The sequence below is a fragment of the Neobacillus soli NBRC 102451 genome, assembly GCF_001591665.1.
Taxonomy (GTDB): Bacteria; Bacillota; Bacilli; order Bacillales; family Cytobacillaceae; genus Neobacillus; species Neobacillus soli.
This window is the reverse complement of record NZ_BCVI01000076.1, coordinates 1-21832: the sequence shown is the minus strand read 5'-3', so window position 1 is coordinate 21832 and position 21832 is coordinate 1. Positions and strand designations below refer to the sequence as shown.

The 21832-nt window shown below is 38.5% G+C and carries 22 protein-coding genes and 1 pseudogene; 10 read left to right on the top strand and 13 right to left on the bottom strand.

What is annotated here, in order from left to right:
* Positions 1-312: 312 nt before the first annotated feature.
* Positions 313-519 (top strand): annotated as a pseudogene (locus BSO02S_RS28145) (GNAT family N-acetyltransferase); the annotation flags it as partial.
* A 151-nt stretch (positions 520-670) separates the two neighbouring features.
* On the opposite strand, the gene BSO02S_RS23645 reads toward BSO02S_RS28145, so the two are convergent.
* A complete protein-coding gene (locus BSO02S_RS23645) occupies positions 671-1006 on the bottom strand; it encodes a hypothetical protein (RefSeq protein ID WP_142303684.1) in 336 nt (111 codons plus the stop codon).
* A 283-nt stretch (positions 1007-1289) separates the two neighbouring features.
* On the opposite strand from BSO02S_RS23645, the gene BSO02S_RS23640 reads away from it, so the two are divergent.
* Complete coding sequence (locus tag BSO02S_RS23640; RefSeq protein WP_066073622.1) at positions 1290-2177, top strand: DMT family transporter; 888 nt, start codon at positions 1290-1292, stop codon at positions 2175-2177.
* Positions 2178-2500: 323 nt separating this feature from the next.
* Here BSO02S_RS23640 and BSO02S_RS26665 read toward each other — a convergent pair whose 3' ends face one another.
* The gene (locus BSO02S_RS26665) at positions 2501-2659 is read right to left on the bottom strand and encodes a YjcZ family sporulation protein (RefSeq protein ID WP_084375159.1); all 159 of its coding nucleotides are present in this window, start codon (positions 2657-2659) and stop codon (positions 2501-2503) included.
* 355 nt (positions 2660-3014) lie between these two features.
* Between BSO02S_RS26665 and BSO02S_RS23635 the strand changes: the two genes are divergently transcribed.
* A complete protein-coding gene (locus BSO02S_RS23635; protein ID WP_066073619.1) occupies positions 3015-3767 on the top strand; it encodes a hypothetical protein in 753 nt (250 codons plus the stop codon).
* Between the two features lie 83 nt (positions 3768-3850).
* Here BSO02S_RS23635 and BSO02S_RS23630 read toward each other — a convergent pair whose 3' ends face one another.
* The 3 genes from BSO02S_RS23630 to BSO02S_RS23620 form a co-directional block, all read right to left on the bottom strand.
* A complete protein-coding gene (locus tag BSO02S_RS23630; RefSeq protein WP_066073616.1) occupies positions 3851-4045 on the bottom strand; it encodes a hypothetical protein in 195 nt (64 codons plus the stop codon).
* Positions 4046-4203: 158 nt separating this feature from the next.
* Entirely contained in the window at positions 4204-5310 is a 1107-nt protein-coding gene (locus tag BSO02S_RS23625) for a hypothetical protein (RefSeq protein WP_066073613.1), read from the bottom strand.
* Between the two features lie 658 nt (positions 5311-5968).
* Entirely contained in the window at positions 5969-6514 is a 546-nt protein-coding gene (locus BSO02S_RS23620; protein ID WP_066073610.1) for a helix-turn-helix domain-containing protein, read from the bottom strand.
* 283 nt (positions 6515-6797) lie between these two features.
* On the opposite strand from BSO02S_RS23620, the gene dapA reads away from it, so the two are divergent.
* The 4 genes from dapA to BSO02S_RS23600 all read left to right on the top strand — a co-directional run bounded on the left by dapA (position 6798) and on the right by BSO02S_RS23600 (position 11396).
* On the top strand, positions 6798-7661 hold the full coding sequence (gene dapA / locus BSO02S_RS23615; protein WP_066073606.1) for a 4-hydroxy-tetrahydrodipicolinate synthase: 864 nt from the start codon (positions 6798-6800) through the stop codon (positions 7659-7661).
* Positions 7662-7911: 250 nt separating this feature from the next.
* Positions 7912-9396 (top strand): aldehyde dehydrogenase, encoded by a 1485-nt coding sequence (locus BSO02S_RS23610; RefSeq protein WP_066073603.1) that lies wholly within the window; start codon positions 7912-7914, stop codon positions 9394-9396.
* A 14-nt stretch (positions 9397-9410) separates the two neighbouring features.
* Positions 9411-10718, top strand: coding sequence for a fosfomycin efflux MFS transporter AbaF (gene abaF / locus BSO02S_RS23605; protein WP_066073599.1), 1308 nt, complete (start codon positions 9411-9413; stop codon positions 10716-10718).
* Positions 10719-11012: 294 nt separating this feature from the next.
* Positions 11013-11396 carry a PWWP domain-containing protein gene (locus BSO02S_RS23600; protein WP_157081498.1) on the top strand — a complete coding sequence of 128 codons (384 nt, stop codon included), beginning with the start codon at positions 11013-11015 and terminating at the stop codon, positions 11394-11396.
* Between the two features lie 8 nt (positions 11397-11404).
* Here BSO02S_RS23600 and BSO02S_RS23595 read toward each other — a convergent pair whose 3' ends face one another.
* Complete coding sequence (locus tag BSO02S_RS23595) at positions 11405-11731, bottom strand: GGDEF domain-containing protein (protein WP_066073593.1); 327 nt, start codon at positions 11729-11731, stop codon at positions 11405-11407.
* Positions 11732-11972: 241 nt separating this feature from the next.
* On the opposite strand from BSO02S_RS23595, the gene BSO02S_RS23590 reads away from it, so the two are divergent.
* On the top strand, positions 11973-13064 hold the full coding sequence (locus BSO02S_RS23590; RefSeq protein WP_066073590.1) for an acyltransferase family protein: 1092 nt from the start codon (positions 11973-11975) through the stop codon (positions 13062-13064).
* Between the two features lie 266 nt (positions 13065-13330).
* Here the strand turns inward: BSO02S_RS23590 and BSO02S_RS26660 are convergent, their stop codons facing one another.
* The 3 genes from BSO02S_RS26660 to BSO02S_RS23575 form a co-directional block, all read right to left on the bottom strand.
* The gene (locus BSO02S_RS26660; protein ID WP_084375158.1) at positions 13331-13438 is read right to left on the bottom strand and encodes a YjcZ family sporulation protein; all 108 of its coding nucleotides are present in this window, start codon (positions 13436-13438) and stop codon (positions 13331-13333) included.
* Positions 13439-14394: 956 nt separating this feature from the next.
* Entirely contained in the window at positions 14395-15162 is a 768-nt protein-coding gene (locus tag BSO02S_RS23580; protein ID WP_066073585.1) for a hypothetical protein, read from the bottom strand.
* Entirely contained in the window at positions 15162-15662 is a 501-nt protein-coding gene (locus BSO02S_RS23575) for an RNA polymerase sigma factor (protein ID WP_066073582.1), read from the bottom strand. The genes BSO02S_RS23580 and BSO02S_RS23575 overlap by 1 nt, the downstream gene beginning before the upstream one ends.
* A gap of 277 nt (positions 15663-15939) precedes the next feature.
* On the opposite strand from BSO02S_RS23575, the gene BSO02S_RS23570 reads away from it, so the two are divergent.
* A complete protein-coding gene (locus BSO02S_RS23570; protein ID WP_066073579.1) occupies positions 15940-16428 on the top strand; it encodes a universal stress protein in 489 nt (162 codons plus the stop codon).
* A gap of 229 nt (positions 16429-16657) precedes the next feature.
* Here the strand turns inward: BSO02S_RS23570 and BSO02S_RS23565 are convergent, their stop codons facing one another.
* From BSO02S_RS23565 to BSO02S_RS23555, 3 genes are all read right to left on the bottom strand, one after another.
* A complete protein-coding gene (locus tag BSO02S_RS23565; RefSeq protein ID WP_066073576.1) occupies positions 16658-18043 on the bottom strand; it encodes a purine-cytosine permease family protein in 1386 nt (461 codons plus the stop codon).
* 150 nt (positions 18044-18193) lie between these two features.
* Positions 18194-19186, bottom strand: coding sequence for an agmatinase (gene speB, locus BSO02S_RS23560; RefSeq protein WP_066073573.1), 993 nt, complete (start codon positions 19184-19186; stop codon positions 18194-18196).
* Positions 19187-19427: 241 nt separating this feature from the next.
* A complete protein-coding gene (locus BSO02S_RS23555) occupies positions 19428-20795 on the bottom strand; it encodes a sigma-54 interaction domain-containing protein (RefSeq protein WP_066073570.1) in 1368 nt (455 codons plus the stop codon).
* Positions 20796-20937: 142 nt separating this feature from the next.
* Between BSO02S_RS23555 and BSO02S_RS23550 the strand changes: the two genes are divergently transcribed.
* Positions 20938-21183 (top strand): hypothetical protein, encoded by a 246-nt coding sequence (locus tag BSO02S_RS23550; RefSeq protein WP_066073567.1) that lies wholly within the window; start codon positions 20938-20940, stop codon positions 21181-21183.
* On the opposite strand, the gene BSO02S_RS23545 is transcribed toward BSO02S_RS23550, so the two are convergent.
* The gene (locus BSO02S_RS23545) at positions 21180-21668 is read right to left on the bottom strand and encodes a hypothetical protein (RefSeq protein ID WP_142303682.1); all 489 of its coding nucleotides are present in this window, start codon (positions 21666-21668) and stop codon (positions 21180-21182) included. The genes BSO02S_RS23550 and BSO02S_RS23545 overlap by 4 nt on opposite strands.
* Positions 21669-21832: the final 164 nt, after the last annotated feature.

The window sequence follows — 21832 nt, the reverse complement described above, 5'->3', positions numbered from 1 at the left end:
CTTCTAGAAGCTCAGCCAACATGGCTGACCTAATTTCAGGAAAATGGACGGAATAATATGCAACAAACGGCGTTCATATGCTGCACATTCGGAGGAAAAGGCGACGTAGACGAGCCCTACCTCGATTCTTTTTCCCAAAATTCACCTCCCAAAAAAAGAGTAATCTTGGAGAAAAGGTATCCAATCGGCCTTATAGGAACCCATTCCACCGGATCTTTTATAAGTCGCATTTGGCCCAAAATGTGCATCAACCTATCCAACCGAAAACGTACGAGAGAGACAACTGCTCTAAATAACTCGGACAAGGAACCTATCCCCTCTGAGGAATCAGATGCATCCTGGTATAGGGAACTTGTTGGGGAACGGGGCGTTGCCAAGCCAACTCTTGACGCTGCTCACAAAAAAGTTATCAGTTTTCGCGACAGAGCACTGGAAATTGGTATAAGTCTACTCACGATCCGACGCAAAGATGAGGGAGATTTTATTGGATATTGCGGGTTAATTATCGGTCGCAATACTTGAAGACCCAGCTGCTATTTCTTGGAGGCTTTCTCTTATTGCTAATGGAGGAGGATGGTGAAGAAGCCTTAATAATTAAACTGAAGAATTAAGTAAAAACTTTATGGGGAAGTATACAAATTGGGCAGAGAAAAGTTTATAGGTAAGCACCTTACAAGTGCTTACCTATTAAAACCTCATCCAGAGAAATGATTCTATGCTTTAACTCTGTATTCGAATCTAAAACACCTATAACAATTTGATTTTCTTCTGTTATTGTCGCATATCTGAAATGTTCATCCCCATTAATGAGGAAGGTTGTTTCCTGTTTTGCCTCCATCCTCGGAAAGACACTTTCCATGTACTCAAGTGGTAGAAAATCATCTAATCCTTCTGTTGGTCTGCCAACCCATTTAAATAGGAAATCTTTGAGTGTAAATTGCTCAATCATCGTTAACTTTTTCTTAAATTGTAGTTTATCCACTGTTACTGTTTTCAGCTTAATCACTCCTCAAATAGTAGGTAAAGTTTATACTTTCATATTCTTAACATCAACTGTATTACGGTGACAGAATAATTACATTTTGATTTCGGGTTAAGGTTAAATTTATTAAATGTATTTTAGGTACTATTTAAATAGGGTCGTTATTGCCGGCTTTTTGTTAATTAAATTAAATGGCAGGTTTATTGAAGAAGTATATAGAATATATCTAAAATAAAATAATTCTATTTTGAGTTATAAATTTGAACCAAACCAGACATTTAGCTCAAGAAGTAACGAGGGAAAATAGATGAAATTACAACTTAGAGCCGATTTAATGCTGCTAATGATTACATTTTTTTGGGGCGGTTCGATTTTACTAACAAAAATCGGTCTCGACTATCTGCAAGAATATAATTTAATCTCATTACGTTTCACTCTTGCATTTCTTTTATCAGGGATTATATTTTACAAGCACATAATTAAGACTGATTATAAAACAGTAAAATATGCTTTTATATTATCGTTTATTTTGTTTATTGTTTATGTGTTTGCGACTTTCGGTACGAAGTATACATCCGTCTCGAATGCTGGTTTTTTATTTAGTCTCACGGTCATATTTATACCATTACTATCTTCTATATTCTTAAAACAAACGCCTGAAAAAAAAGTTGTTTTCGGAATTGTTTTATCAATGGTAGGAGTAGGTCTATTAACCTTACATAACCAATTTAAGATAGGTTTTGGTGATCTCTTTTGTATTCTATGTGCTTTATTCTATGCAGTTCATATCATGATTACAGGAGCAGTGGCTAAGCATGTAAATGCCATTTCCCTTGGAGTTTTACAACTTGGTTTTGTTGGACTGTTTAGTATTATTTTCTCTATTTTTATGGAAAAACCAAAACTTCCCGACAATTATGAGTCATGGCTAGCAATCTTGGCATTAAGTATATTTTGTACGGGGATTGCTTTCATTTTTCAAATCATTGCCCAGCAACATACCAGTCCAACCCATGCAGGTCTCATTTTTACTTTAGAACCTGTTTTCTCCTCTATGTTTGCTTTCATTTTCACGGGTGAAACTCTCACATCTAGAGGTTATTTAGGGGCAATACTCTTATTAATAAGTGTTCTAATTGCTGAACTAGATTTTAAAAGTTTATTAAAACGAAATTATAAGAAGTTTATGGAATAGATATTTTGTGAGGGTACGTAGATTGCCATGCTCTACTATCGGAGTGCTTTACTTTAACAGGTGCTGGTTTTGGTGGTAGTAAACCATATGCACCAGGTAATAAAGCCGATTTGAACAAGTGCTTATTTAAAGTAAAAAAAATTCCCCAAAATAGGGCTTAACCTAATGGAAATTCACATGAACAGATGCATAGGATAAGGTAGCCGAAGAAACCACAGCCATTTAACCTACATTGCACATTCACCTTAATAGGAATTCTCGAATACAAAAAAGCCCTACAAGGGCTTTTTTGTATTTTCAAGAAAAATGTAATTGGTTTTTACTTAGAAACAGATAACTGCTCCAACGATGATTAACAAGATAAACAATACAACGATTAATGCAAAACCGCCGCCGAAACCGACGCCCCCGTAGCCGTAGCCACCACAGCCACCACAACCACCAAATCCGCCGTATCCACCATATCCGCCGTATCCAAACATTAGAAGCCCTCCTTTATATAATTATTCCTTATAAAATATGCTGAGAAATTAAGATGGGAAGGGGGCTATTTCACTAATTTTTATGAGGACAAAACTACGTATGGTTGACCAAGGGACTGTTCTGCTGGCTTTTCTTTGGCATGAAAATACGCCATGAGAACCTTCCGTCCCTGTGGTTTTCTGTAATAGCGGGTTTGTCGAATTGTGCTAAAACTATAAAAAAGGAGTTTATCATTATATAATTAAATAGTATTTACAATTTTCAGGTGATTCTACCTATTAAATTGTCATCTTTAACTATCATGGTTATTAGATATCCAATTCGATTAAAAAAATCTTCTGGTAGGAGCATTCTATGTTAAAAAATAGTAACGAAACAGATTTCTATGAACTGAAGTCAGTGGCGAACGGGCGTTTAAGCCCCGATCGCATCTCTGCCTTTTTTTGGGTCACCTTTTTAATCAGTGCGGTTTCCACCATCGTAGTGGCTGTGGGAGCCGACTCCATGATGTTTATTCGTGATGCCTGGATTCAATTTATCAGAATCGATATTTTTATATTACTGGCACAGCTCGTGATTGCAATCTTTTTCTCATTTTCCAAAAATACATATAAATTTCAAAAGGTCCAATCCATTTTACTTGCCATCATCAGTGTAAAATTTTCACTTGATTTTTATAAGGTCTATTTTCTCGCTCTTGAAGACCGCCTGGCTCCAGACTATATGTGGACCACAGGCTTTGTTCTGATTGGCGGCGGACTGGTCTATTTATTCCTTTCGACCTGGCGGGCTATTATTCGAGTTAAAAAAGGATCCTTCCAAAAAGGGGGGAAATTACTCTACGATTTTCAAACATCCAAGGGTCATTTAAGTCTATCGTTTGTCATCGGAGCTACGATTTTTGGGGGATCGATTATCAAAACGCTGTCAAGCAATGGTAGTGGTTTCGCCGAAATCTACATCCTGCTGGGGGCCTTTACCCTATTGCAGTACCTTCTTGCCCTCGCCTGGCCGGAGTTTTTTCTATTAGCCTACTGTAAATGCCGGTTTGATTCCTTTTTGAAAAAGCCGCCTAAAAAACTAGCAGAAAGAGGACGAAAACGATGAATATTAAACGCAATTATTTTCCACGAAATGTCGTAAGTTTCGGAAAATGTGTCGGAAATGACGGAAAATATGTTGTGGGGGGTCTACCCCATATATCCCAATCTATAGCTCAATCGTTCATTATTTTCTAGAACAGCCCATGTTTTGTTTAACCAATCGGCAAATTGCTCTTTTTCCTCAAATTGAGGATAATGGGCGGATTGATCAAAAACAACAAAATCCTTTAGCGGCGCTTCCACTTTATTTAAGTAATCTTTTGCAGCATTAACGGAAGTCATATAATCGACCTTTCCCATGACAAAAAAGCAAGATATTTCCAAACGATTTACTAGACTCGTAATATTTTGCTTTTTTTCTTCGGGTATTAAGATATCTTGTGAGAGTGAGACTCCTCTTGCATAACGAATGACGTCAAGTAAATTATACTCGCCCAGCTTTAGTGCCTTTCATCAATCGCCTTTTTTAAAACCTCTCTAGCGTCATTTTCGGAATTTATTTCATTTAACTGAAGTTTTATATATTTGAAGTCGTTATTGCTTCCATTCTCTTTTGCTATGATAAGTGTTGCTATATGTAACCCAGTTTCTTTATAAAGCATAATCGATTGATAGAATTTGGATACTTTTTTATTAGACAAATAATCAAGCATTTCCTCGTATTCTTGCTCTTTAACTTCTAACGATAGACTATATTTGTCACATGTGTCTAAATTGATTGCATCAAACGTCTCCGCTGTAGAATCGCAGACTAAAGGAAAGAAATGCCTATCCTTTATCACAAAAAAACCCAACTTGTTTAAATCGGCTTCTATTCCCTTGATTAAATGGAAATCCTTTTTATAAAAATGTGTTTTTACCATTTCACCTGATTTTGCATTTTCTTTCTCTAGCAGCTTTTTGAAAGAAATCGAGTCTGTTACCTCGCTTAATTCCCATCCAATACGTAAATGTCCTAGAGGACCGTGCTTTTCATATGTAGAATGGACATTATTAAGACTGCTGTCAAAAGCATCAAGAATAATTAACTCCTCTGCAAGATAATCATTGGGAATAAATGTCCTCATTGTTTCTAAACCATTATAAAGGTCTGTGAAATTAGAATCGTTTATTTCTAAAGCATCTTTCTTCATTAATACAAGCGAAACTTCCAGATGATCCCCCTCTTTGCTCATCCCGTAAAAAGACAAAAACGAATGAATCCCCTTGGCTAAAAGTGCTTTGTAATCCTCCGAATCTTGGTACTTTTGATTTAACTGATAAACTTTGTTTACTTTTTTATAATTATCACCTGTAATTTTATTAACAAAAAAACCATTTGTGTTAACGGAAAAGATGAGTTCTGGTATATCGGAACGTCTTACAGTAAAAGAACTATCTCCCATATTCCCCGTATGGATGGTAGGTGTACTAAGTACATCAACATCAAAATGATATTTTCCCTTAATATATCTCTTCACATCAAATTTATAATCAGAACGACAAAACGTTAATAAAAATACAATACCAATAAAAAAAGCCAGAATAACTTTCCTTCTCTTTCTCATCCTCAGCCCTCCAAATGGACAAAAGAGACAGTCCCCTTGTCCCATACTTATTCCATTTTATATGAAAGTCTAAAAATATTAAAGAAGGATGGGAGGAACCAGTTTGGAATAGATTCCAAGCTGGTTCCTCTTTCTAATCTCCTTATCAGACACCACTCGACCATTCTCGACTATATTCCCTTTCAACCAAACGTTTGATTGAAAGTGGCCTCAGCACGCTTGATTCCTGTTTTTTATCTCTCCAAATGGCTTAGAATCATGTCGAGGCTGACAGTTAGTATATTTACTTTCCATATTTTTTTCACTCCCCGCACTGGGAGTGGATTTATTTATTTTTCTTTAGGATGGTCTAATCTTTCTTATGTAAAAAGTGCACTATAAGGTATTTGGGGTTCGGGAGGGGTGGGTTAATTTCCAATTATTATCCACGAAATGTCGTAAGTTTTGGAAAATGTGTCGTAAATGACGGAAATTATGTCGTAAGCTACTGAAAATGTGTCGTATAAGCCCTAAAATACGTCGTAATTGGAGGAAAGTGCGACGGGAGGAGGTTCTACTTCTACCTTTATGACCCAAAATCCACGAAAACCTTGAAGTAGAGGGGTTCTACTTCAACATTTGTAGTGGATTGGGACAAGGAGCCTGTCCCCTTATCCCACTATACAGGTATACTCGAAATACAAAGGAACTTTACAATCGAATCTGTTTTATTAATCCAATTGTGGGGGGTTGTTGAATCTAGGTAAATACAGTCAAAGGGATTCAACTCATGTTCCTCTTTATCAATAAGGATGGTCAGTTTCCCTTCTAGCACGTAAAGAAATTCTTGCCCCGAATGTGAATAAGAATCCTCTCGTTTAGCGCCTGGATTAAGCAAGACTAAGATAGGATTAAATAGTGGATTTTCAATGTTACCCGATAAATCCTTATAAAAAAATTGGTTTTCAAGGGTGTTCGTTATACTAACGACGTTTCTCATAATAGTTGTTTCTTCTTTCCTATCGGATTCTGAAAAGAAGTAGCTTGGATTGACTCCAAGTGCATCAGAAATTTTTTTCAGTGATTCAAGCGTTATGGATGATTTTGAACGTTCCACTTGAGATAAAAAACTGATTGAGAGATTCGTATGATCTGCTATTTGTTTTAATGTTAACTTTCGCTCTTTTCGTAAACTCTTTATTTTTACTCCAATTAAATCGTCCACTTTTCCCCACTCCCTTTATCACAAAAAACACAATATATGAACTTTTAAAAGTAATCGATGAACAGATAGTTAGCCCCATTACACTTCGAAATGAAGTGACACTTAAATAGTATACAAAAACAAAGCAAGAAAAGGGAGAGTTTTTTCAAAAAAATAGTTAGAAAATTATATTTACAGTGAAAATTCAGTGTGTTATTATCGAAATAATTGAACCACCACTTCAATTTTGGCCTTTTTATCAAGTAATCTAGTAAAAAAAATTACACATATGAGGAGAATGAAGATGAATTTTCATGGCATTTTGGTTCCTTTGGTCACCCCTTTTAAAAGTGATAAAAGCTTGGATGTAGAAACCTTACAACAATTGACGAAAGCCTTTATCGATAAAGGCGTAACTGGCTTGGTTGTGTGTGGCACCACTGGCGAATATTACGCCTTAAACGAAGCAGAACGTGAAAGCGTATTAAAAACTGTGGCAGAGGTCGCCAAAGGACATGTCACTTTGATTGCCGGAATTAATGATTTATCAACCGAAGGGGCGGTTAACCGCGCCAAACAAGCCAAAGCTTTGGGATATGAAGGCTTAATGCTAGCACCACCTCCTTACAGCCTGCCTGACCAAACTGGTGTAATTGCCCATTACGAAACGGTGGCCTCGGCAACCGATTTACCGATTATCATGTACAACTTTCCTGCTCGCATTGGCATTGAAATTGAATACGACACCGTCGTGCATTTGGCAAAAAACCCGAACATTGTTGCGATTAAAGAAAGTAGTGGCGACTTTAGCCGCGCTTTACGCTTGCTGCAAACCCCATTTGATAACTTTGAAGTGATTTGTGGCTGTGATGATCAACCCGTGGACTTTTTCTTCTGGGGTGCGAAAAGCTGGATTGCTGGTGCAGGGAATGTGTTCCCAGAAGAGCAAGTCGCCATGTTCGATGCTGCCCAGGCTGGTGACTGGGACAAAGCCAGGCAGATCATGCGCGAAATCTACCCTGCTATTTACTCAATGGAGTCCGGCAACTACAACCAAAAAGCAAAACTAGGCTGTTTAAAAGGTGAAATCAACGTCGGTACGGTACGACTGCCTTTATCTGATTTACCAGAAGAAGAAAAAGCAGAATTCCTGGCTTTCTTTAAATAAGGCTCTTTTCTAAAAAATTGTTGCTTTTATTGATTCGCTAATAAAATTGAAAATTCGCTAATAAATTGGTCGAATTCGCTAATAAAATTGTAGATTCGCTAATAACCATCCAAAATCCGCTGATATATCTGTTCCGTTTATTAATAAGGTGTAATTTTACATCGTTTGGAGGATTTTGGAAGCATAATGAGGGTTAATAACATCATTCTTTTACGAAAACGCTTTAAATAATAATCTGGAGGAGAGACAAATGACCGTAACAAAGGAACAAGTCTTTGCCCTCGCCGAAGAAGGCAAACTTTGGGCAGGCAACTTAATTGATGGTTTTACAAGCGCAGCTGGCAAATTAGAAAACCGCACCCCTATCGACAACAGTTTAATAGGCTATATTGCCGATGGTGATGCCCGGGATGTTGATGCTGCTGTTAAGGTAGCTAGAGACACATTTGAATCAGGAATTTGGAGTCAATTATCCCCTAGCGCACGCAAAAAAGTGATGATTCGCTGGGCACAATTGCTAGAAAAGCACAGTGAAGAATTAGCTGCTTTGGATTGCGTCGATGCTGGTAAACCCATTACCGAATGTTTGAATACCGACATGCCAGCGACCATCGATACCTTTTATTGGTATGCCGAAGCCATTGATAAACTCTTTGGCAAAATCGCTCCAACGGGTATCGATGCTCTAGGCTTGATTATTACTGAACCGATTGGCGTGGTTGGTGCGGTGTTACCATGGAACTTCCCCGCGCAAATGTTTGCTTGGAAAGTGGCACCCGCTTTAGCCGCAGGTAACTCTGTGATTGCGAAACCTGCTGAATTAACTTCACTCAGCGCTTTCCGAATGATTGAACTTGCTTATGAAGCAGGTGTGCCTAAAGGCGCTTTAAGCTTGGTGTGTGGTTTAGGCGAAAAAGTAGGCGAACCATTGGGCCGCCACATGGATGTGGACATGGTCTCATTCACGGGTTCAACGGAAGTGGGCCGCTATTTCTTGAAGTACTCAGCAGAAAGTAACCTCAAAGAAATTGTCTTAGAGTGCGGTGGCAAAAGCCCACAAGTGGTGTTTGAAGACGCTGATTTGGATGCGGCTGTACCACATATTCTATCTGCCGCCTTCTGGAACATGAGTGAAAACTGCAGCTGTGGTTCACGGTTAATCGTACACGAATCCATTAAAGACAACCTATTGGAAAAATTAACGTCCGGCTTAACAAGCTGGAAAGTAGGGAACCCCATGGACGAATCAGTTGCCATCGGCCCCATGGTTGAAGAAGCACACTTTATGAAAGTGAAATCGTTCTTGGACATCACCCCTCAAGAAGGTGGCCGCTTAGTGACTGGCGGCAAAATTCACAGTGATCTGGGCAGCGGCTGGTACATCGAACCGACTATTTTTGACAATGTAACTGCCAACATGACCTTGTTCCAAAACGAAGTATTTGGTCCGATTTTAGCGGTTAGCACGTTCAAAACCGAAGAAGAAGCGATTGCACTTGCCAATAACACCACTTATGGTTTGGCTGCTTCTTTTTATAGCCAAAATGTACACCGTACAATGCGCGTGGCACGTGCCATTAAAGCTGGTACCGTTTCTGTGAATGGCTTTAGCGAGGGCGATATCACCACCCCATTTGGCGGCTATAAGCATTCTGGCTTCGGTGGCCAAGACAATGGCTTAGAAGCATTTGAACAGTATGTGCATACAAAAGTGATTTGGTACGTTAATTCATAATTGGGGGAGTATATATGGTGAAAACAAATAATAAGGTGCTAAAAAAAGTTGTTGCGGCATCGATGATTGGATCCGTGGCTGAGTGGTATGAGTTTTTCTTATATGGTACCGCTTCTGCGCTAGTTTTTGGAGAATTATTTTTCCAACAAACTGGAAACGCTATCGACGGCATCCTTGCCGCATTTGCTCTCTATGCTGTAGGCTTTTTAGCCAGACCGATTGGCGGACTTGTGTTTGGTCATTATGGGGATAAAATTGGGCGAAAAAAATTATTACAGCTTAGTTTAATCATCGTTGGAATTACGACCTTCTTAATGGGATGTATTCCAACATTCCATAGTATTGGTTATTGGGCTCCTATCTTACTCGTTACTCTACGTTTAGTTCAAGGTTTTGCTTTTGGCGGAGAATGGGGAGGAGCTGTTATTTTAGTATCCGAGCACAGCCCTAGTGATCGACGTGGTTATTGGGCAAGTTGGCCGCAGGCAGGCGTGCCGCTTGGTAATTTAATCGCAACCATTATCCTATTAATTTTATCTAATAGCTTAAGCTCCGCGCAATTTATGGACTGGGGTTGGCGTGTAGCATTTTGGTTCTCTGCAGTTGTCGTCCTAATTGGTCTTTGGATTCGTAAAAGTGTTGATGATGCCCCTATTTTCAAAGACGCACAAAAAAAGCAAGCCCAATTAGAAAAACAACAATTAGGTATTGTAGAGGTGTTCAAATACCATAAAAAGGCGATTATTGCTGGTATTGGAGCTCGTTTTGCAGAAAACATCTTATACTATATGGTTGTAACGTTCTCCATTACTTATTTAAAACTGGTGGTCCATAAAGATACTTCACTAATTTTATTATTAATGTTTGGTGCCCATGCTCTTCACTTTTTCTTTATTCCCATAATGGGCCACTTAAGTGATGTTTGGGGACGTAAACCAATCTATATGACAGGAGCCATTTTAACGGCATTTTGGGGATTTGTCGGGTTTCCAATGATGGATACCGGAAACAATTGGATCATCATGGCCGCCATTACGCTTGGGTTATTCATTGAGTCGATGACATATTCACCATACTCAGCCTTAATGACAGAGTTATTCCCTACTCATATCAGATATACGGCTTTGTCCTTTTGCTATCAAGTAGCACCCATTTTAGCAGGCTCATTGGCTCCATTAATTTCATTAAGTCTCCTGAAAAGATTTGATAGCTCGATCCCAATTTCGATTTATTTAGTAGTAGCAAGTGTCATTTCTATTTTAAGTATCATGTTAGTAAAAGAAACAAAAGGAAAAGAACTCACTTTTAAGAAAGCACAGTAACTATTTTCGTCAGCCTTACACAATCGTTTGTGTAAGGCTGATGCCCATTTTTCTGCAAAACTAGCTAGGTGGTTTCCATTAAACTTACACAATTCTATTCATTATCAGACGGGCGCTACTTCGATTCCTTTTCCCAAAACTTCCCCTGAAAAATAGAGTGATCTTGGAGAAAAGGTATCCAATAATCTTATTGGAGCCCGTTCCACCAGAAAAATCGGAGAAAACGTCTCCAATCGGCCTTATTGGAACCCGTTCCACCAAAAGTATCGGAGAAAAGGTTTCCAATCGGCCTTATTGAAACCCGTTCCACCAGAAAAGTTGGAGAAAAGGTATCCAATCGGCCTTATTGGAACCCATTCCACCAAAAAAATCGGAGAAAAGGTTTCCAATCGGCCTTATTGGAACCCGTTCCACCGGAAAAATCGGAGAAAAGGTTTCCAATCAGCCTTATTGGAGCCCGTTCCACCGGAAAAATCGGAGAAAAGGTATCCAATCAGCCTTATTGGAACCCGTTCCACCGGAAAAATCAGAGAAAAGGTATCCAATCGGCCTTATTGGAACCCATTCCACCGGATCTTTTATAAATCGAAATCGGCTCAAATTATGCAGCAACCACTCCCTAAAGTGCGGATAACTGGCAGTATTGTGGCATTCAACAGGCTCGGCCACACGGTCTGACCCCTTTATTATGATAGCTCGCTAAAATGTGTGGCGCGATTTCGACCATTTTCCTTGGAAGCATAGAGAGCTTGATCTGCATTTTTCAAGATAGATGCTTCTGTATCCTTAACAGTAAATGTCGCTGCCCCAACACTCACTGTTAAACAACCTGTTTCTTTCCATTCAGCTTGTTCAACCTCTTGATTAAACTTCTGAGCCATCCATTTTGCCTCATCCACATCAGTATGCGGTAGAAAGATGACAAATTCTTCGCCACCGAATCGCGCCGCTATATCTGCAGGTCGCGCCTGAGTCTTTAGGATATTGGCTAATTTTACAAGGACAATCTTCATTGAGTTCACATTAAAAAAGTATGGAATAGTTAACACATTTAGAAATAAGGAATATGAAATTGATACTCATTTTATAAGATAAAAACCTCTTATCATACCAAACTAATAAGTTTTTATTCTTAGTTATGTTGCTTTTCCCTATTTAATAATTTTGTTTCTAAAATTGAAAAAGGAATACTTCTTCCCAGAAAATACATCCTATAGATAGATATAGGTAGTTATTTTTAATTGGGGTGATATTTTGAGCGATAAAGCATTTGTTTTCTCGAAAAATATGACATCCATCTCCAAAGGGTTAGCTATCGTTTTAATGGTTTACCATCATTCATTTGCCTTTCCGGAACGCATCGAAAATGTTGATTATGCGACCTTATTATTTATTGATCATCAGCCGTTAAGCGAATTAATTGGTCAATTCGGCAAGCTATGCGTCGCCATTTTCCTTTTTTTAAGTGGATTTGGCCTTTATAAATCTTATGAATCAAAGGGAGATTTCACCTTTCGGGATGCTGCGAAAAGAGCCTTCAATTTTATAAAGGTTTTTTGGGTTATCTTTCTTCTATTTGTGCCAATTGGCCTCATCTTTTTCAACGAAGATTCACGCTATGTCTGGGATCTCAAGGATTTTCTTTATAATTTCTTTGCCCTTGTTTATACCTATAACGGCGAGTGGTGGTTTGTCTCTTTATATGTTGAACTTTTATTAATTTTCCCATTATTAATGAAGTTGATTAAGAAAAAACCTATTTTGGTTAGCTATCTGACGTTTGTTGTCTTTTTTCTTTCTGCCTTTTTTCAAAATGCAGCGGATTATTTCCCTAATCACGAACTCATCCAAATTTTCTTTCACCATCTCGGTGTTGATACTACCTGGCTGGTTGTATTTATTACCGGTATTTATTTTGCAAAATATGCGGTGTTCAGGATATTGGATCAATTCTTTTCAAACATTTACTTAAACCATAAATTCTTTTTTATCAATCTGCTTGTGTTATGTGTTTACTTTAGGGAAAAAGTTTTTCCATTTATTATAGAAACAAGGGGGCCGCTATTAGATGGGGATTACAACTATGCTGATTTTTTCTTAGCACCCATTGTGGTTTTTGCGTTTATAAAAGTTATTCAAAATATTACTGTTGTTGAAAATTTATTTATGAGGCTTGGTAAACACTCCAATAATATTTGGTTGACCCATACTTTCTTTATTTATTACTACTTTCAAGAAGTGACATTTGTCCCCTATTTTTCTGTTCTCATTGTCACTTGGGTTTTTGTCCTAACCATTCTGGTTTCAATATGTATAAATTTCATCATAAAATATTTATTCAAATAGAAAAAGATACTTAAGTAAATAAAACTTATTGAACTAAAGGGTGCATTACTGGAACAGGTAATGCGTTTTTCTTCTTCAAGTAAAGAGGCAGTTTAGTTGAAGAGTGAAAGACTCTTTTAAGTCGCATTTGACTCAAATTGCGAAATAAGGAGGTTGTTGAGGAGTGCCAATACTTAGAATTCTTCATAATCCTTGCTGCATTTAAAAAAGAGGGTTCTAAAGAATTTTTAGAATCCCTCTAATGTCATTAGTAAACCCAGAAGTAATTAGTATCCTCCACCCATGAAGGATGCTCCAATAATAATTAATAGGATAAAGAGAACGACGATTAAAGCAAAAGGATTACGTTCCCGATGTTCGTGTTCGAATTCCATAGTATATCACCACCTTTTTTAAGTGTTCCTTATAAAATAGCTTGTCCAAAAGACTACCAGCGACGAAAAGGATGCCTGTGTTCAACAACCACATTCCTTCTAATAGGTTTAACAATGTGTCGTGGTACATCTATTACATTTAGGCGATTTTCAAAAATTACTGGTTGGATAATTGGAATTTCACGGCGAAGGAATTCATTACGAACCACGTGCTTAGGAGGACGAACGATTGGTCTGGTGTGATAAAACATTAGATAACACCTCCTTTAAGTTTATATATTAGTAAATGTTGCGAAGACTCACTTTGAAACGGACAAGCATCATAATTTTTTAAAAAAACAACAAAATTAATTAAAAAGATATTATGTCGTAATACGAAGAAAATGCGACATTCCTAAAAAACAGAAAATTATTCAATTATTGTTTCAAAGTCAATTCAGAGAAGGGGTTGCCAAGGTTATCAAGACTCAAGGTGAAAATTCTTTGATTTTAAAAGGTTTTTACAAATTAGATATTGGTTTTTCACCAAAAAGGCGTACATATTGAACATAATGTATGCCACTTTTTATAGTCTGTTTAACTTCGGTAGCTCCTTTCTTTATTGAACTATCGGGCAGGTTACTTACAGATTAAATAATCCTTTTCTGTTTTATCCCCAATAAATGTAAGTGTATATGTCAAAATATTAAAAGATAAACTTTAAGATGGGTGACAAAAATGACGAAATTAATGTTTATCCTTGCAGTGTTATGTTCTACTTCTTTACTTTCGGGAAAATATTCATGAATGAATTCTCGATTCTGCAAAAAAACTATGTAGTTTCTGTGATTATTAAAGAACGAGCACTTGCAGAAAGTAGATTATTAACGTCCAAATCATTCAGTAAAACACCCAGAATTCCCCATTAGAAAAACAGAAAAGCAGAAGACCACCGCACAATCTTCCACTTTGAACCCTCAGTTTTTGATTACACCAATTAGATAGCCTTCATACAGATGCTGAATATCATTTCCCCAATTAAGACCAAGACTCGCTAGTAATTCAACGTTTTCAGCTGGAAACTTCCCTGACCTCGAACCGGAACTAATCACTTCCGCTTCAATTTTCTTTGGCTGCGGATCATATACGGCCCCCGACTTATTGACTTTAGTAATTAAACCTTTAATAGGGTCAATTTCTACAAACATTTGCAGAAGAATCTTAGTCTTTTTTGTTTGAATTTCACGGAAAACTAGCTTTTCCTTATCGTGCCCTATTGATTCACCGTAAGTGTACAGCGCTTTCCCAGTATCTTTGTCCCTGATGTCAACAAAGATGTACTTGTCTGTTGTTCTCTTCGTGATTTTTACATCTTGTTTTTGATAGGGCATCTCCACATAAAGATCGTTTACAGCCACTTGGTGAACAGTTAAACCCGGAGGATCGATATAGTTGGATACAATACCTGGTTCTGATGGAGTACTGTGTTCTGGTATACTCCCAGAACGAGAATTCTCATTAGCAAATTGATTATAGCCCAAAACAGATAGAATGATTAGTGCCGCAATGGTAACCGTACCTAAATATACTCTATTCATCATATTCTCCCACTTTTTTCGTTTATGGTATTTATTTGCGACTATATGAATGTGATCAAGCATTTGCTCTTGTTTTTCAGCTGTCAGGACAGGTTGGGGGAGCTCTTTTAACTCTTGTTGGATTTCTGCGTGGACTTTCTCCGACATTACATAAACCTCCCTTTATCATTTTGTAAAGCCTTTATTGCCCGGTGGTAGGAGAGCCTGACCTTCTCTTCTTTCCAGTTTAAAATCTCCGCTGTTTCCTTGATTGACAGTTCTTTTATTCCACGTAGAACAATCACATCACGATAATTTCTATTTAATTTCTGAATAGCTTGGAACAATTGTTGATTTGTCTCATTTAGTTCGAGAACCTTTTCGGGAGTTTGATCGTCAAACGGTCGTTGTTTTTCTTTTAAAAGCAGCTGTTTGATTCTTCCTCGTTGTTTTCTCCGAATTTCATCAATAGCCACATTCCTAGCGATACTAAAAAGCCAAGTTTTCGGGGTAGAGTTTTCCCGAAAGGAATCTTCATTTTTTATGGCTCTGATAAAAACCTCCTGAACCAAATCCTCTACGTCAACTGAGCCCAAGTAATAAATCAAAAACTGATAGACATCATTGCTGTATTGATAAAACCAGTCACTAATCCTGCTGTTGGACATTTTTCTAAACTCCCTACTTCTTTAACTACTCATTAGTCGAACAACTCGCTCATTTGTTTCATTTCTAATTCATTTTAGCAAAAATAAAAAGGTGTGTACCACAAGGATGGTTATCACGGCTCTCGAAAGACCAATTGATGAGGAAGTCGTAAAATATTGATGGAAGAAAGAGCTAGGAGGAGCGCCCCTTGGTCCTATCAACCTCAGCGATGCCGTGTTTTATTCAAAAGAAAAAAGGGTATAAGATTATAATCTTAAAAACGAAGGGAAGATGAATATGTATAATCATATTCTTATAGGTTTTAATGATTCCGAAGACGGTATGAAAGCATTGGAAAGGGCCGCACAATTTTATGCGATGAACCATGACTGTAAAATTACGGTTGCTCATGTTATTCAACAGTACATATCCAATATGGCTTTTAATTATAATTATTCTGTCGTACCGAGTATAGATGGAGGTATTTATCCAACCCAAATTCCTCTACCTGAGAATGAGCTCCCTCCAAATACACAACAAACGATCGAGGAAAGTCAGGTTTTGGATCACGCAAAGTCATTTTTAAATCGTCAAGGGGTTCCTGCCGAATTTGAGTCATTAGACGGCAAACCTATGAATGATTTATGCGATTTTGCCTTGGAGCAAGATGTGGATTTAATTATTGTGGGGAACAGCGGAAAAGGAGCGCTACAAAAACTACTCGTGGGCAGTGTAAGTGAAAGTGTGATGAAAAAAGCGGAGATGGATGTGCTTATTGTAAAATAATGAAACCGCCACTTTTACGTGTGGTAAACTTGTATAAAAAAAAGGGCCGTACTAGGTAATCAAGTGGAGAAAAACAGCTGTTTTTTCTCCACTTGATTTATTTTAGGGATTCAACGGAAAGTCTCATTTTTTTATATCTTGGATTATTTTAACTCCCCGCCAATTCATTTCAAATACAACTTGGAAAACATTACATTATTCAACAACAACCCCTAAATTTCCTAACAAATTACAACGTTTCCGCCTCAACATCACCATGTAGAACGGAAGGATTAGGAGCCTTCAATTTTTTCTTCATCATCACATAATAGAGGACAGCAGGAACAACGATTCCCCAAATCCAAGCAAGGTCCGCCCCTCCCATGGCCTTGGCTGCAGGCCCGACATAAATGGAAGTATTCATAAATGGCACCTCCGCGACAATCGAGGCCAAGAATGAGATTGCGGTAATTTTGTTAACCTTCCCATACTTTCCATTAAGGTCAAAGATATCCTTGATACTATACTCTCCATGACGCAGCATGTAAAAATCAACGAGGTTAATAGCTGTCCACGGAATAAGGAAATAGCTAATAAACAGGATAAAGTTAATGAAATTGGATAAGAAATTCCCTTGGCCTAAAATGGCTAGAACGGTACCGACTGTTGCTATACCAAACACAAAGAACGCTCTGGCCTTTGGCGTTATTTTAAGTTTTGAAAACGGCTCAACGGTTGTGATCGTTGACATAAAGGCGCCATATAAGTTAAACACGTTAATCGATAGCTGGCCAAAGATGATAACGATAATCATAATAAAGGAGAAGCCGCCAAAATAACCTGCCAAATTAGCACCAGCTTGGTCTAGGAAATGTGGGATAGCGGTTGTTAAAAAAACACCCAAAAGCATCATCCAGCCAGCTCCAAGGATAGATCCGGCATACGTATACCAAAAGGTTCTTGAATAAGAGGTATCCTTTGGTAAATAACGTGAATAGTCCGCAACATAGGGAGCATAAGAAATTTGCCAAGTAGCCACGATACTAACACCTAGCATAAAAGTTCCAAAGTTAAAATTTTCTGTTGACCAGCTTCCTGCTGGTAGCGGTAATTGAAGAACAATAATGGTTAAGATGGCGAAAGAGATAAGAAATACCCATGTTAAGTACTTTTGCATTTTATGAATAAGGTCGTGGCCAATCATAGTTACGATAAAGGTGAGAATATTGAGGATGATGATACTCCAAGTTAAATTGATGTGTGTGCCGCTACTAAAAACCTGTGCGCCTAACAACCCGCTGCTGGCGAAAAAGCCTAAGTACATAAATACAACAAGTAGAAGGGGAATAACGGCACCAATCACACCAAATTGAGCACGGCTTTGAATCATTTGCGGAATTCCAAGCTTTGGTCCCTGCGCAGAATGGGAAGCCATAAAAATTGCCCCTACCAAATTACCTACAATAATCGCAAGGACACTCCAAAAAAGATTTAATCCCAACGTGACACACAATGCCCCGGTAACAAGCGTCGTAATGTGCATATTAGCTGCAAACCAAACGGAGAATAATCCTTGCGGTTTTCCATGGCGTTCATTTTCAGGAATAAACTCAATACTTCTCGTTTCAATCTTCATCCAGATACCTCCGATTTTAATTTTATGGAGACTATGAATTATCTATGGTGTCAAAAGATGCTTTTCGCACGGCACTTTTCCTGTAAATTCCCTACCCATCAACACATTTTTTATGATGAAGAGGATGCCTTGGGACATCCTCTGAACCCCTTAAGAGCGAGCTTCTACCTTTCTGAGGCTTTTTTCCCCCGCCAATTCTCTTTCTTTTAAGACAAAGCTAAGTAAGTCAAGTGCCAGCCTTGCTCCCACTTGGCCAGTCATTCCAGCTGGATCATATGGCGGGGCAACCTCCACCACGTCAAAGCCAATGACCTTTCCACGCTTGGCAATTCCTTCGAGCAGTTCATTGACCTCATCGTAAACAAATCCTCCCGGAGATGGCGTGCCTGTTCCAGGCGCAACTGATGGGTCTAAACCGTCAATATCAAGGGTAATATAATATTTTTCACCTGGTGGAATTAGTTCCAGGACTTCCTCAAATCCCATTTTTCTCATCGCCCTTGGTGAAAGGATGACTGCACCGTATTCTTTAGCGGCATCAACATCTTCTTTTAAGCTGCTGCTAATCCCGCGAATGCCGAATTGGAAAATTTCCTTGACATGATCCATTTCTGATAAGCGGCGGATACTGCTTCCATGGCCGTAACGCTGCCCAGAACGATGGTCAGCCCAGTCCAAATGGGCGTCAATTTGTATCACATGGAATGGCCCCACTTCCTCCAAACCTTTTCCTACTGGGATGGTAATGGAGTGGTCGCCGCCCAAAACAACCGGCATAGCCCCTTTGGAAACAATTTTACGAATGGCCTCTTCGGTATTTTCATGGCATTGCATGATGTCGCCATGAACCATGTCCACATCGCCGCAGTCAACGACATTCCATTCCGGCCCCAAGTACATGATATCTTTTTCAATATCGTAAGCCCCATTCAAGCCAAAGCTGTAAAGTGTAGAACCTTCACGAATCCCCCTTGGACCCATTCTTGCTCCTGATTTCCATTGGGTCCCCATATCATTTGGAACACCGATAACGGCCACATCCGCATCCAACTGGTCAAGGTCAGGGCAAACCGGGTATTTTCCAAATGTACAGATTCCGGTAAAAGGTAAATTTAAGAATTGCTTTTCATCGTGATTTGACATGTAACCTGCCTCCTTATTAGGTATCTCGCTAATTTATAATGCAAGAATTGTGCCAACAAAAAAGAGTGTTGACCCCGTTTAGCTCACGGCAGGACTGGCGCACGCCGACCGGGATATAGGAAACACGATAAACACAAGCAAATCCACGTTGACTGATTATAGAGGGGGCATAGCATATTAGCCGTGGGGCGCTGGAGCTGGACAATTATCAAAGTCTAAAGAAAACCATTTCGCGGTTTTTCTAGTCATTCATGACTACCCTATTTTCGACATATTTTTGAATTTTTCGATTGGCAGTCGACTGACTGATACCCAATTTCCCAGCCAGTTTAGTGCTACTCGGGTATTTTTGAAACATACGGACAATATATTCCCTTTCCATTGCTTCAATATAATCATTTAATGGCATTTCTTCGTTAGTTCTTTTCAGTTCATGCTCGTCCATTTCAAGACCGATTTCATTTTCATTTGCGGTGATAATCATCTTTTCTATATAGTTTCTAAGTTCACGGACGTTACCCGACCAGTTCTGCTGGCTTAGCCACGCTACCATCGACGGGGTAAACTCTTTATTCATGGCGTATTTACGATTCATTTCTTCCGTAATTTCATATATTAATGGGAAGATTTCTTCTTTACGTTCCCGTAGCGGCGGAATCACCATTTTGACGACATTGATGCGGTAATAAAGGTCTTCGCGAAATCTTCGCTCTTTGATCATGGTCTCCAAGCTCTGATTGGTCGCACAAATGATCCGGCATTTTACATCAATCCTATTGCTGCCGCCAATTCTCATGATGCTTTGATTTTGTAAAACAGATAATAATTTGACTTGAAGATTCATCGGTAATTCGCCGATTTCATCAAGAAATAAGGTTCCTTCACCAGCGGTCTCGAAATAGCCCTTTTTCCCGCCCTTTTTAGCACCGGTAAAGGCCCCGCCCTCGTAGCCAAATAATTCTGACTCGAATAATGACTCTGGTATCGCGCCACAGTTAACCTCAATAAGTGGTTGGTCTTTTCTAGCAGACATTTGATGAATCATCGCTGCAATATGGTTTTTCCCGACACCCGACTCGCCTTCAAGCAATACTGTAACTGGTAAATTGGCTACCTTACCCACAACGTCAAATACCTTGGCCATTTTTCCGTTCCTTAAAAAGAATGGACTTGCAGCCTGCTCCTTCAGCTTTTCAATTTCTTCCTGATACCGCTTCAGGGCCTCAGCAACCTGCTCATTTTCTTTTTTCAAGTGTTCAAATTCGGTTACATCCCTGGAAACGCTCATTGCACCGATTAATATACCCGATTGGTCATACATGGGGAAACCGGAGATGATTAGTTTTTGACCACGTTTCGTTTCTTGTATATGTGTATCCTTTTGATTGGTTCGAAGCACATTGGCGCAGGCAGAGGGTGAAAAAACACCTTGCTTTTCAAGGTCGAAAATATTATGATTTACGATTTGATCGCGTGGGACACCAAATACATTTTCAGTCGAATGGCTAGTATGTAACACTCGCCCCAAAGCATCCACGATGAAGATTTCGTCAAATGAGTGCTCCAAAATAAACTGCAAAAATACAGAATCGTTACAAAATAAACTCATTATTATCACCTAGTCATTTTTAAATATATCCTACCCTAAAATGACTAACTATTCAAACATTTCGGAAATATGATGAGACAGAAAGAGATCACTGACGCCACAGGGGAAAACGGCATATAACTATAAAACCGCATATGTTGCCATGATTGGTGAGGATCCAACAGAAAAGAGTGCTGTAGAGGAATTATTTTATTTAGCAGAACGAGATATAAAACACCACTTTTCGGATGGTGCTAAAGGCAGTGCAACTGCAAATTTAGCTTACAATCTTTCTTACATCATCAATACACCTGCTAAACTAGTACATAATATAAGATATGATTATTTAATGACACAAAAAGAATTTAAATTAGATAAGAGAATAGAGCATAGCTCTAATCCCCACTAAAGCTGATGATAAACAAGCGAAATAACAAGTGCACTAAATGGTAAAATAAAACTTAATTTGATACTATTCCAGTAAATTTTATTTAGTTTATTATATTTCTCTGTGTAATCCGCATATGCAACTTTGACCATTTCATATACTTCTGTTTCAGTTTCTTCATAACTTTTCTCTTCACTATTATTTATATACTGCTCTAGCTTTGGAAAAAGCAGCTTGTTTATTTTTCGAGAGTTAGTAAATCGCCAAATTCCTTGATACAGCCCAAATCCCAAATTCCATGCGAAGAAAAAACTGATTAAGGCACCAAAAAAATCTGATGTCAATTGTCTTCCGAAACCGTTAACCTCGTGAAAGATTGTCCCCAATATAAATACGGTTACAATTAAAACGATAACTACAGTTACTGGCTTAATTCTATAGGTTTTTTTTATACCTTCCAAAATTTCTTTTTTACTCTTAGTCATTACTGTGATTTGTTGTTCCAACATAATCATTCCCTGTAAAAATTTATATACATAATAATTCTATGCTTGTCTTCAATTAACCTTCTTGACTAAACTGCACCTAAATCCACAGGGACTGCTCTCATAGCTCTCAGTCGTAAAATCATCGAGTGAACAATAGCCACCTGAACCGTCCCCTTGGTCAT

Bases quoted from the DNA above. Each gene is read 5' to 3' on its own strand.
- BSO02S_RS23640 (WP_066073622.1), top strand. From the start codon at position 1,290: ATGAAATTACAACTTAGAGCCGATTTAATGCTGCTAATGATTACATTT.
- BSO02S_RS26665 (WP_084375159.1), bottom strand. From the start codon at position 2,659: ATGTTTGGATACGGCGGATATGGTGGATACGGCGGATTTGGTGGTTGT.
- BSO02S_RS23635 (WP_066073619.1), top strand. From the start codon at position 3,015: ATGTTAAAAAATAGTAACGAAACAGATTTCTATGAACTGAAGTCAGTG.
- BSO02S_RS23630 (WP_066073616.1), bottom strand. From the start codon at position 4,045: ATGACTTCCGTTAATGCTGCAAAAGATTACTTAAATAAAGTGGAAGCG.
- BSO02S_RS23625 (WP_066073613.1), bottom strand. From the start codon at position 5,310: ATGAGAAAGAGAAGGAAAGTTATTCTGGCTTTTTTTATTGGTATTGTA.
- dapA (WP_066073606.1), top strand. From the start codon at position 6,798: ATGAATTTTCATGGCATTTTGGTTCCTTTGGTCACCCCTTTTAAAAGT.
- BSO02S_RS23610 (WP_066073603.1), top strand. From the start codon at position 7,912: ATGACCGTAACAAAGGAACAAGTCTTTGCCCTCGCCGAAGAAGGCAAA.
- abaF (WP_066073599.1), top strand. From the start codon at position 9,411: ATGGTGAAAACAAATAATAAGGTGCTAAAAAAAGTTGTTGCGGCATCG.
- BSO02S_RS23595 (WP_066073593.1), bottom strand. From the start codon at position 11,731: ATGAAGATTGTCCTTGTAAAATTAGCCAATATCCTAAAGACTCAGGCG.
- BSO02S_RS26660 (WP_084375158.1), bottom strand. From the start codon at position 13,438: ATGGAATTCGAACACGAACATCGGGAACGTAATCCTTTTGCTTTAATC.
- BSO02S_RS23580 (WP_066073585.1), bottom strand. From the start codon at position 15,162: ATGTCGGAGAAAGTCCACGCAGAAATCCAACAAGAGTTAAAAGAGCTC.
- BSO02S_RS23575 (WP_066073582.1), bottom strand. From the start codon at position 15,662: ATGTCCAACAGCAGGATTAGTGACTGGTTTTATCAATACAGCAATGAT.
- BSO02S_RS23570 (WP_066073579.1), top strand. From the start codon at position 15,940: ATGTATAATCATATTCTTATAGGTTTTAATGATTCCGAAGACGGTATG.
- BSO02S_RS23565 (WP_066073576.1), bottom strand. From the start codon at position 18,043: ATGAAGATTGAAACGAGAAGTATTGAGTTTATTCCTGAAAATGAACGC.
- speB (WP_066073573.1), bottom strand. From the start codon at position 19,186: ATGTCAAATCACGATGAAAAGCAATTCTTAAATTTACCTTTTACCGGA.
- BSO02S_RS23555 (WP_066073570.1), bottom strand. From the start codon at position 20,795: ATGAGTTTATTTTGTAACGATTCTGTATTTTTGCAGTTTATTTTGGAG.
- BSO02S_RS23550 (WP_066073567.1), top strand. From the start codon at position 20,938: ATGATTGGTGAGGATCCAACAGAAAAGAGTGCTGTAGAGGAATTATTT.